The sequence below is a fragment of the Rhodococcus sp. EPR-147 genome, from assembly GCF_001647185.1.
Lineage (GTDB): Bacteria > Actinomycetota > Actinomycetes > Mycobacteriales > Mycobacteriaceae > Rhodococcoides.
Genome location: NZ_LVCU01000497.1, coordinates 1 through 9,970 on the forward strand (window position 1 = coordinate 1; position 9,970 = coordinate 9,970).

The following is a 9,970-nucleotide window of genomic DNA, read 5'->3' on the forward strand; positions in this document are numbered from 1 at the left end:
GGATCGAATGCGGCCCCGCGGGTAGGTCGAGCTCGACCGTCCATTGCCGCCAGGTGTCCTTGGAGTACTCCTCCGACAGCGTGGCCGGCACCCAGTTGCCCTCGTCCACTTGCACTTCCACGCCGTCGATTCCGGTGTGCTGGTCCCACGCCACTCCGGCGATCACCGTCTGTCCGGCCGGCACGGAACTGCCCGATTGCGGGGTGTCGATCCGCGAGGCCGTCTTGATCGGTCCGCGTTCGCCCCAACCTCGGTCGGTCCAGTGTGCCGTCGCGCGGTCGAAGCGGGTGATCTCGATGTCGGTGACCCACTTGGTCGCCGAGACGTATCCGTACAGACCGGGGACGACGAGCCGGGCCGGGTAGCCGTGCTCGACGGGCAGCGGTGCACCGTTCATCCCGACGGCCAGGAGGGCGTCGCGGCCGTCGAGCAGAACCTCGAGGGGAGTGCCCGCGGTGAAGGCGTCGCTGCTCGACGACAGGGCCATGTCGGCGTCGGGGGAGATGCCTGCCTCTTCGAGAATGTCCTTGAGCGGGTAGCCGATCCACGTCGCATTGCCCACGAGGTCGCCGCCGACGATATTGGACACGCAGGTCAACGTGACCGTCTTCTCCACTGCCTGGCGCTCGGCGAGGTCGGCGAACGTCAGCTCGATCTCGCGGTCCACCATGCCGTGGATGCGCAGCGACCAGTCCTCGGACGCCACGCGCGGCACGACCAACGCGGTGTCGATGCGGTAGAAGTCGTCGTTCGGGGTGATGTACGACGCGAGGCCGTCGATCTGCAGGTCAGCCCCGGCCGGTATCGGGGGTTGCGGCGTCGGCGTGGGCAGCATGAAGCCGAGTCGATCGGCGGTGACGGCGCGGGCGGAGGTGAGCATCCGTCCGGCTGTTCCGGCGACGACGCCGAGTACCGCGGCACCGGCGGCGAGAGTGAGGAAGCTGCGTCGGTTCATTCCCTCGGTCGCAGGCGCGGCGGCACCGATGAGGGCGTGCAGCACGACGATGCCGACGATGACGCCGCCGATGGTCGGGACTGCGTAGAGGGCCGTCGCGTCGGGTCGGGTCACTGCCGCGAGTACGCCCACGAAGCCCAGTGCGGCGAACACCACGGCACCGATCGGCTTGCGGGCGATGCCTGCCGCCGCGGCGATCGCTCCGATCACCACTGCCATGCCGATGAACAGGGCGAGCTTGTCGGAGGTGCCGAACGTGTCGATGGCCCATTCACGGATCGGGGCCGGACTGTTGTCGACGGCCGAGGACCCGACGGCGGTCAGCGGTGACGAGTTGGGTCCGATGGGTACGGCGATCAATTCACCGACGCCGAGGACCACCCCGGCGGCGACGATGCCGGACAGCGCGCGTTTTCCTGTGCTCACTCGTTCCAATGTAAGCGTGCGGGGAGTGGCTGCGCGCACGGGACACTCCACTCGACCCGTTGGCCTGGGGAAACCCACTCGACGGTCGCAGGAGTGGAGCAAAGATTGCGCGCAGCGCTACACCGGTCGGCCGCTCAGGACAGCAGACGCTCGAGGTATCTGCTGCCGAACAGCTTCATCGGGTCCATCGCATCCCGAACACGCAGGAAGTCGTCGAAGTGTTCGTAGGTATCGCGCAGCTCGTCGCCGTCGAGGGAATGCAGTTTGCCCCAGTGTGGCCTGCCGCCGACGCTGCGGCAGATGGCCTCGACGGCGTCGAAGTACTCGCGGTGATCTCGCCGGTGGTACTGGTGCACGGCGATGTAGGCCGTCGGGCGTCCGTACGCGGTGGAGAGCCAGATGTCGTCGGGGGCGGCGAAGCGCACTTCGACGGGAAACGCGATGGAGTGCGTAGACCGCCCGAGCCAGCGATCCACCTCGCGCAGCACCCCGCCGATCTCGGCTGCAGGCACGGCATATTCCATCTCGACGAACTTGACGGTCCGCGACGACGAGAACACCCGGTACGAACGATTGGTGTACTCACGGGCCGACAGCGCCCGGGCCGACACCGAGTTGAGGCGCGGAATCAGGGCAGGCACCCGCGTCACCACACGGTTGAGGCCCTCGAACACCGTGTTGGACAGCAATTCGTCGTCGAGATACGACCGCACCTTTCCCAGCGGACGCAGCGCAGCGTCGCCGGGCAGGCGGGTGTTGCGTTTGGTCAGCACCCGGTCGGTGTGCGGAAACCAGTAGAACTCGAAATGGTCGACGCCTGCCACGATCGCATCGAGATCGGCGAGCGTCGCCCGGAGCGTCGACGGCTCCTCGACGGCCCGGAGGGCGAAGGCCGGAACGCATTCGAGCGTGACTCGGGTGATCACGCCGAGCGCACCGAGCCCGACGCGGGCCGCGTCGAACAGTTCCGTGTTCTCCTCGCGAGAGCACCGAACGAGCCGGCCGTCCGAGGTCATCAGCTCTAGCGCGTACACCTGAGTCGCGATGCCGCCGAAGCGGGCTCCGGTTCCGTGAGTGCCCGTGGAGATGGCTCCGGCAATCGATTGTTCGTCGATGTCGCCGAGGTTGGTCATGGCCAGGCCGAGGTCCCACAACCGCGCGGTCAGATCGCGCAGCCGAGTGCCTGCGAGCACAGTCACCCGGGCGGAACCGTCGTCCTCGCGCACCACCGATTCGATCCCGCGCAGCGAATCCAGGCTGATCTGAACGCCGTCGGTGACCGCGATCGGAGTGAACGAGTGGCCCGCTCCGACGCACCGCACCGTCCGAGATCGTTCGACGGCATCCCGCAGAATCGCACGCAACTCGTCCACCGATGAAGGCTCGGCTCGATGCACCGGATACGCATGCTGGTTGCCCGCCCAGTTCTGCCACGACCGCTCGATCATCGAATCACTATCGCACTGCTCAAACCGAAGGTCATTCCGCAGGCTCCACTCCCGTGGGTCAATCGGAGGCACAGAACTCGTCTGCGCCCTAGGATCGGGTGATGCAATCGAGGCTGCCCGCTGATGTGCGGCGCGCACAACTGGTGCAGTCTGCGATCGATGTCGCGGAGCGGGTCGGCATCGAGTCTCTGACCGTGCGTGCTCTCTCGGAGCACGCCGACGTCACCAAGGGCATCGTGCAGTACCACTTCGAGACCAAGCAGGATCTGGTGATCGCGATGGGGGAGCACCTCATCGTCGACGTCACCGAGATTCTGCATGCCGCGTTGGACAGCGCGGTGGGCACGCGCGAACTCCCGGGTGTCCGTGGTCTGCGCGAGCTGGTGCACGGCGGTCTGAGCGCGGTGTGGTTGCTGATCGAGAAGTCACCGGGTCGGCAGTTGCTCGCGTACGAGATCAAGACCTACTTGCTGCGCCATCGTGCGCTCGGGTCCGCCACGGCCGCCGAGATCGCCAGTGGGCAGTACCGAATCCGGGACTCCGAGGCCCGGTTGTTCTTCGAGAAGTGTTCCGCCCACACCGGGACGCGATGGCTGGAGCCGGTGGCGTCGATCGCGCGTTTCGGGATGGCCACCCTCGACGGCCTCGTGCTGCGATGGTTGGTCGACGGCGACGATCTCGAGGTGCTGGCGCAGATCGACGACCTGTCGGGTCTGATAGCGGCCAAGGCTCAGGACCGCTGAATGCTCGCCGGGACTTCTCGGCTGTGGAGTGTTTGACTGTTCGGACCTGGCAACGACAAAGGAATGAGCCGCATGAGTTCGATCGCCGGTGTCGCAACCACCGACACGACACCACTGTCCCGTATCGCCGCTGCCACCGAAGGGCTCGAATCACCATTGGCTGCAGTCGATCTGGCGGCCCTCGATGCCAATGCTGCGGCGCTGCGAGCACGGGCGGACGGAGTGCCGATCAGGATCGCGAGCAAGTCGGTTCGGTCCCGGGCGGTTTTGGAGCGGGTGCTCGCGGCCGACGGCGTGAGCGGGGTCATGGCGTACTCCCTGCGTGAGGCGATCTGGTTGGCACGCCACGGCGTCGAGGACATCCTGATGGGGTACCCGACGGTCGACCGCACCGCCCTCGCCGAGGTCGTCAACGATCGTGTTCTGTCGGGGCGCATCACGCTGATGGTCGACGACGTCGCACAGCTGGACATCGTGCGCGACGCCACCGCCAGCGATCTTCTCAAGCCCCGTATCTGTCTCGACGTCGATGCCTCGCTGCGGATCGGGCCGCTGCACATAGGTGTCAGACGTTCGCCGCTGCGCGAACCCGAGCAGGTCGCCGCCTTCGCGCGGGCGGCGCAGGCGCGGGGGTTCCGAGTAGTCGGGCTGATGTTCTACGAGGCGCAGATCGCCGGTGTGCCCGACGCCAATCTCGCGGTGGAATGGATGAAGTCGCTGTCGTCTCGTGAGATCTCCACGCGCAGAACGGCGGTGGTCGAGGCCGTGACCGCGGCAGTCGGCCGGATCGAGATCGTCAACAGTGGCGGGACCGGGTCGATCGAGTTCTCGGCGGCCGATCCGGTCGTCACCGAGGTGACCGCGGGATCGGGTCTGTTCGCGCCGACGCTCGTCGATCGGTATCGCGCGTTCTCGGCCGAGCCCTCGCTGTTCTTCGCGTTGCCCGCGGTGCGCAAGCCGACGCCACAGATCGCGACGCTGTTCGGCGGTGGCTACATCGCGTCGGGCCCGGCGTCGACGTCGAGGTCCCCGCGGCCGATCGCGTGGTCGAGAAAGGCCAGGGGCGTGGTGACGTCCGGTTTGAAGTTGCTGCGCAACGAAGGCGCGGGCGAGGTGCAGACTCCGGTGAGCGGAGCGGGAGAGATCAGGATCGGTGATCGCGTCTGGTTCCGGCATGCCAAGGCCGGCGAGCTGTGCGAGCGATTCGACACCCTGCATCTGGTACACGCCGACGGGTCCGTCGAGGCGGTCCCCACCTATCGTGGTGAGGGCATGGCGTTCGGCTGAATTCCGTTCTCGCACAGGCTCATGAAAGTGCCGAGGGTGACCAGTCCGGCCGGGGTCGACGGCAGGTACCGGGTCAGTGCCCGCGACCGGACCAGTATCGCCGCCCACTGGCCACGCGAGACGGCGACGTTGAGTCTGTTGCGGGACAACAGGAATTCCATGCCCCGTGGCACGTCTTCGATTGCCGACGCGGCCATCGAGATCAACACCACCGGTGCCTGTCGTCCTTGGAACTTGTCGACGGTGCCCACCGAGACCTCGTCGAGTCCCGCTGCCGCGAGTCGCAGGGCGATGACGGCCACCTGCGCGTTGTAGGCCGCGACGACCAGGAAGTCGCCCTGGTCCATGGGCCGCGCACCCTCGAAGGATTGCGGGTCGCTCCACAGTCGGCCCAGCAGCTTCTGCACGTGAGTGACGATCTCGTCGGCTTCCTCCACCGAGTCGGTGGAGTTGCCGTGGTGGTCGAGGTAGACGACGTGCAGGCCGGGTTCGAGCGACTCCAGTGAACGTGCTTGTGTCACAGCACGGTTGGACTCGAGCTTGCCCTCGTAGGACAGTGCCGAGACCGGCGCGCACAGATCGGGATGCATCCGCCACGTCGTGGCCAGGAAGTACCCTCGGTCGGCGGGCAGGGTCGGGTGACCGTTGGTGATCCAACCCAGAGCCGACTCGTCCACGGGTTCGGGGTGGGTGCCCTGGCTGACCTGCGGCAACTGTGCCGGGTCGCCGAGCAGCAGCAGGTTGCGTGCGGACACCGAGACGGCGATGGTGTTGGCCAGCGAGAACTGCCCGGCCTCGTCGATGACCAGCAGATCGAGCGACTCGGGCGGAATGCGGCCGGGGTTGGAGAAGTCCCAGGCGGTACCGCCGATGACGCAGCCGTCCTCGGCCTCGGTGACGAAGCGGGAGTACTCCGCCGGGTCGACGACGGTGTGGGCGGTCGGGGCTTTCTTACCCACCCGACCCGGGTCGACTCCGGCCTGAACAATCGTGTCCAGCAGATTGTTCACCACGTGATGCGACTGGCCCACCACCCCGACCCGCCAGTGATGGACATCGACCAACTCGGCGATGACCCGCGCAGCGGTGTACGTCTTCCCCGTCCCGGGTGGTCCCTGTACGGCAACGTACGACCGGTCCAGATCGAGCAGTGCCGCCGTGGCGGCCGCCGCGTAGTCGCCGGCGTGCACCTCGGGAAGTCCGGTGCCGGAACGGGTTCGGGGCGGCGAGAGTGTCAGCAGATCGGCGACGGCCGTGCGCGGAAGGTGCGGCAGCGCGGCGTGGACCTCGGCCGCGACGGCAACGATCGCCTGCTCCAGATACTTGGTGGCCGGGGGCGGCTCGGGTGCGGTGGCGACGGGAAAGTCGGGGTACTCGTCCACTCCCTTGCGCAGGTTCTCCTGCACCACCACCATGTCGAGGGTGCCCTCGTAGCCCGCCTCCACGATCTCGACCGTCGTGGTCGCGCGATGGGTCGGCTGCTGTTTCGGTAATCCCTCCGGGGCCGGGTTGTCGTAGAGCAGCTTGACCTTCGAGCTCGACAGGACGCCGCTGCTCAGATGCCCCAACAGCTTGAGCTGTCGTCGCAGGACCCGTTGCTTCGGTGCAGTCTTCATCCAGTCGTGCACCAGCTCGGCGCGCTCGACCTTCAGCACGTCGGCTGCGTCGGCCCACTCGTCCAAGTGGTGAGTGAGCCGATCGAAGTGCGCCCACCAGAACGGCTTTCGCTCGCGTCGGTGGTAGCCGATGGAACCGGAGAACAATGCGACGGCCTGCTGCGTCGAGGTGCGCTCCCACGGCAGACCGGCGTAGTCGGCGAGTTCGAGCTCCAGCGGGCTCGCGGTGTCCGTCGCACCGTCTTCGAGTTCGAGATGCTGCCGAGCCCGCGGGTGCAAACCGGCGTCCGACGCGCGCCCCAGCAACCAATTCCGCAGTCGCAGCGTCGATTCGCAGTCGGTGCGGTTGTACTCGGCGATATCGGCGAGGAGCGCAGCAGCCTCGGCGTCCTTGCCCTGGTCTCGTAGATCGCACCAGTTCGCGTATTCGACGATCGACGCGGCCGCATCGGTGACGTCCCCGTCGCGGGCTGCAGGCATGTACAGGGGTTCGAGCTTCTTGATGCTGTACGACCTGGCTCCGATGCGCACCGCAGATCGCACGATCGGGTAGAGGTCCACCAGAACGTCGTCCCGCAGTAGGTCGTCGACTGCGTCCTCACCCACTCCGTAGCGTCCGGCGAGGCGCAGTAGCGCGGTCTTCTCGTACGGCGCGTAGTGGTAGACGTGCATGTTCGGGTAGGCGGCGCGACGGGTGGTCACGTAGTCGAGGAAGTCGATCAGGGCGCGGCGTTCCTGCGCGCGATCGTGCGCCCAGAACGGGAGGAAGTCGCCGTCGGCGGTGTAGACACCGAACAGATACTCGAGTCCCCATTCGGCACTGCCGGCCTCGGCCCACAGTGGGTCGCCCTCGAAGTCGAAGAAGATGTCGCCCGGATCGGGCTCGGGGATCACACCGAGGGCGTCGGCGTCGAAGATCTCGAACTCGGCGTCGCCGCTGCGTTCCTGACGAACCTGCAGCGCGGCCTGAGCTCGCAGATTCGTGACCGTGCGAGACGACATGCCGTCCACGCTTCCGGTCGATGCAGCCAGTTCGTCGACCGTCGAGATGCCGGCGTCGAGCAGTCTGTCCCTGGTGCTCGCGCGCATGCCTGCGACCAGAACCAGGTCGCGGTGCTGTTCCACCTCGGCCGTGCAGGCCTCGCACTGTCCGCAGCCGGAGTAGCGCGAGTCGAACCAGTCGACGACGGTCCCCTCGGCGTGGTGCTCGTCGAGGATGTGTTGCAGGTGTTCCCTGGATTGTCGGTAGACCGGCAGGATCTCGGCGAGCGAGTGCGCGGAGTCGCTGCCGTCGCCGAGCATCAGGTGCACCTCGTCGCTCGGGACGATCCCGCCGGCCCGGAGCGCGTCCGCGTAGGCTGCCAGCTGCAGCAGGGCCGACACCTTCGCGTGCCGCGACAGCTTGGTGTCGTACACGGCGTACCGATCGCCCTCGGCCACCAGAAAGTCGCAGAATCCGAGAAATCGGCCGTCGAAGAAGGTGGCCTGATAGACCACGGGTGTGCGGGAGGTCAGGGCGGTGAACGTCGCCCAGGCCGCGTCGGCCATTTCCTGCGCGGTGCGTCCCGGTCGGTCCATCGTCAGGACACCGCCGGGAAACCGCTGCTGGAATGTCTCGAGTTGACGGCGTTCGTGCTCGAATCCGAGTGCAGAGGTGCGGTCCAGCATCGGATCCGGCTCGGCGGTGGCCCGCGGGATCAGACCGGTGAGGCCGTCGAGTCGGCGCAGCAGTCCGAATTCGCACGACGCTGCCGCGGCGAGGTCGCTGGCGCTGTAGATGACGCGATCGCCGATGAGGAACACGCGCCCACCCTAGTCACCGCCGCGAGCGGTACCGGTCACGTTGCGCGCGGATGCCGTCGCGAGGAGGCAAAATGATCGAATGCCTTTTTTCGACGGAGCCACCGGCGCGGTCCACTACCGAAACTGGACTGTCCCCGATGCTCGTTTCGGTCTCGTTTTTCTGCACGGTCTCGGCCAGAACAGCGGCCATTATCACCGTTTCGCTCGCGTCCTCAACGGACGCGGAGTCGATGTGTGGGCGGTCGATCACGTGGGCCACGGCCTCACCGAAGGTGAGTTGACGGACGCCGCTCAGATTCCCGCACTCGCGCAGAACGCGCTGCAGTTGCTCGAGATCGCCGAGGCCGAACACCCGGAGTTGTCGTTCGCACTGATGGGTCATTCGTTGGGCGCGGCGACGGCCATCGCAGCCCTCGGTGCGCATCCGGAGGCGGTGCAGTGCGCCGTACTGTGCGGAACACCCAAGTCGGTGACCGGCTCGGTCACCGATCTCGCCGACAACGTCATTCCGCTGCTGGCCGTGCACGGCGTGGACGATCGTCTGGCTCCGGTCGATGCGGTGCGCGAGTGGATCGGCGGCGTTCCCGACGCGTCCCTGCGCGAATTCGAGGACGGTGGCCACGACCTGCTGCACGAGAAGATCCACTTGCAGGTGACGTCGGTGGTGGCGGAATTCCTCGACGACCACATGTCCTGACAAACAAAAAGAACGGGCCCGGCGCGAGGATCGCGCCGGGCCCGTTCTCTTGTGGTCGATCTACGAGTAGATGGCTTCGATGTCGCTGCCGCGCTCGGCATGAATGATGTTGCGCTTGAGCTTCATCGTCGGGGTGAGCTCACCGGTTTCGACGGTGAAGTCGTTCTCGAGAATCGTGTACTTCTTGATCTGCTCCGGGTTCGAGACCTTCTTGTTGGCCTCGGCGACGGCCTTGTCGATCTCGGCGACCATCTCGGGATTCTTGGACAATTCGGAGAACGGAATGTCCGCGGACAGGTTGTGCCGCTCGAGCCAGCCCGGCAGTGCCTCCGGGTCGAGGGTGATGAGCGCACCGATGAACGGCTTGGCGTCGCCCACGACGAGGCACTGGCTGATGATCGCGTTCGCGCGGAGGGCGTCCTCGAGCACTGCGGGGGCGACGTTCTTGCCACCCGCGGTCACTATGATCTCCTTCTTGCGGCCGGTGATCGAGACGTAGCCTTCCTGGTCGATGGCACCGAGGTCGCCGGTGTGGAACCAGCCGTCGACGATGGCCTCGGAGGTGGCCTTCTCGTTGTGCCAGTAGCCGCTGAACACGACCGGTCCCTTGAGCAGCAGTTCGCCGTCCTCGGCGACCTTCACCGAGTGACCGTCGATGGGCTTGCCGACGGTGCCGACGCGCTGTTCCTTGGTGGTGTTGACGGTGATGGCCGCGCTGGTCTCGGTCAGGCCGTAGCCCTCGTAGACCGGGACGCCCGCACCGCGGAAGAAGTGGCCGAGGCGGGCACCGAGAGGTCCACCACCGGACACCGCGCGGGTGCAGTTGCCGCCGAGTGCGGCGCGCAGCTTGGAGTACACGAGCTTGTCGAACACCGTGTGCTTGAGGTTCAGAACCAGCCCGGCTCCGCCCTTCTCCTGGGCCTCGCTCCACTCGATGGCCGTCGCGGCGGCCTTGTCGAAGATGGAACCCTTGCCGCCGTCGTGTGCCTTCTGCT

7 protein-coding genes are annotated in these 9,970 nt (G+C 66.7%); 3 read left to right on the top strand and 4 right to left on the bottom strand.

Features of this window, described 5'->3' with window-relative positions:
- A partial coding sequence (locus A2J02_RS21345; protein ID WP_068053234.1) for a molybdopterin-dependent oxidoreductase occupies nucleotides 1-1,381 on the bottom strand: 1,381 nt, incomplete at its 3' end.
- A gap of 134 nt (nucleotides 1,382-1,515) precedes the next feature.
- A complete protein-coding gene (locus tag A2J02_RS21350) occupies nucleotides 1,516-2,829 on the bottom strand; it encodes a D-arabinono-1,4-lactone oxidase (RefSeq protein ID WP_068053237.1) in 1,314 nt (437 codons plus the stop codon).
- A 101-nt stretch (nucleotides 2,830-2,930) separates the two neighbouring features.
- Between A2J02_RS21350 and A2J02_RS21355 the strand changes: the two genes are divergently transcribed.
- Nucleotides 2,931-3,572: a TetR/AcrR family transcriptional regulator gene (locus A2J02_RS21355; protein WP_068053247.1), complete on the top strand. Its 642-nt coding sequence runs from the start codon at nucleotides 2,931-2,933 to the stop codon at nucleotides 3,570-3,572.
- Between the two features lie 72 nt (nucleotides 3,573-3,644).
- Nucleotides 3,645-4,859: an alanine racemase gene (locus A2J02_RS21360; protein ID WP_068053240.1), complete on the top strand. Its 1,215-nt coding sequence runs from the start codon at nucleotides 3,645-3,647 to the stop codon at nucleotides 4,857-4,859.
- Here A2J02_RS21360 and A2J02_RS21365 read toward each other — a convergent pair.
- Complete coding sequence (locus A2J02_RS21365; RefSeq protein ID WP_068053242.1) at nucleotides 4,829-8,278, bottom strand: TM0106 family RecB-like putative nuclease; 3,450 nt, start codon at nucleotides 8,276-8,278, stop codon at nucleotides 4,829-4,831. The two genes, A2J02_RS21360 and A2J02_RS21365, sit on opposite strands and share 31 nt — an antisense overlap.
- Nucleotides 8,279-8,357: 79 nt before the next feature.
- On the opposite strand from A2J02_RS21365, the gene A2J02_RS21370 reads away from it, so the two are divergent.
- On the top strand, nucleotides 8,358-8,975 hold the full coding sequence (locus A2J02_RS21370; protein WP_068053245.1) for an alpha/beta hydrolase: 618 nt from the start codon (nucleotides 8,358-8,360) through the stop codon (nucleotides 8,973-8,975).
- A 60-nt stretch (nucleotides 8,976-9,035) separates the two neighbouring features.
- On the opposite strand, the gene A2J02_RS21375 is transcribed toward A2J02_RS21370, so the two are convergent.
- Nucleotides 9,036-9,970 (bottom strand): AMP-dependent synthetase/ligase (locus A2J02_RS21375; RefSeq protein WP_156516331.1); only part of this gene is annotated, 935 nt, incomplete at its 5' end.

Excerpts from the sequence above, each read along its gene's own strand:
- A2J02_RS21360 (WP_068053240.1), top strand. The coding sequence starts at position 3,645 with ATGAGTTCGATCGCCGGTGTCGCAACCACCGACACGACACCACTGTCC.
- A2J02_RS21350 (WP_068053237.1), bottom strand. The coding sequence starts at position 2,829 with ATGATCGAGCGGTCGTGGCAGAACTGGGCGGGCAACCAGCATGCGTAT.
- A2J02_RS21355 (WP_068053247.1), top strand. The coding sequence starts at position 2,931 with ATGCAATCGAGGCTGCCCGCTGATGTGCGGCGCGCACAACTGGTGCAG.
- A2J02_RS21370 (WP_068053245.1), top strand. The coding sequence starts at position 8,358 with ATGCCTTTTTTCGACGGAGCCACCGGCGCGGTCCACTACCGAAACTGG.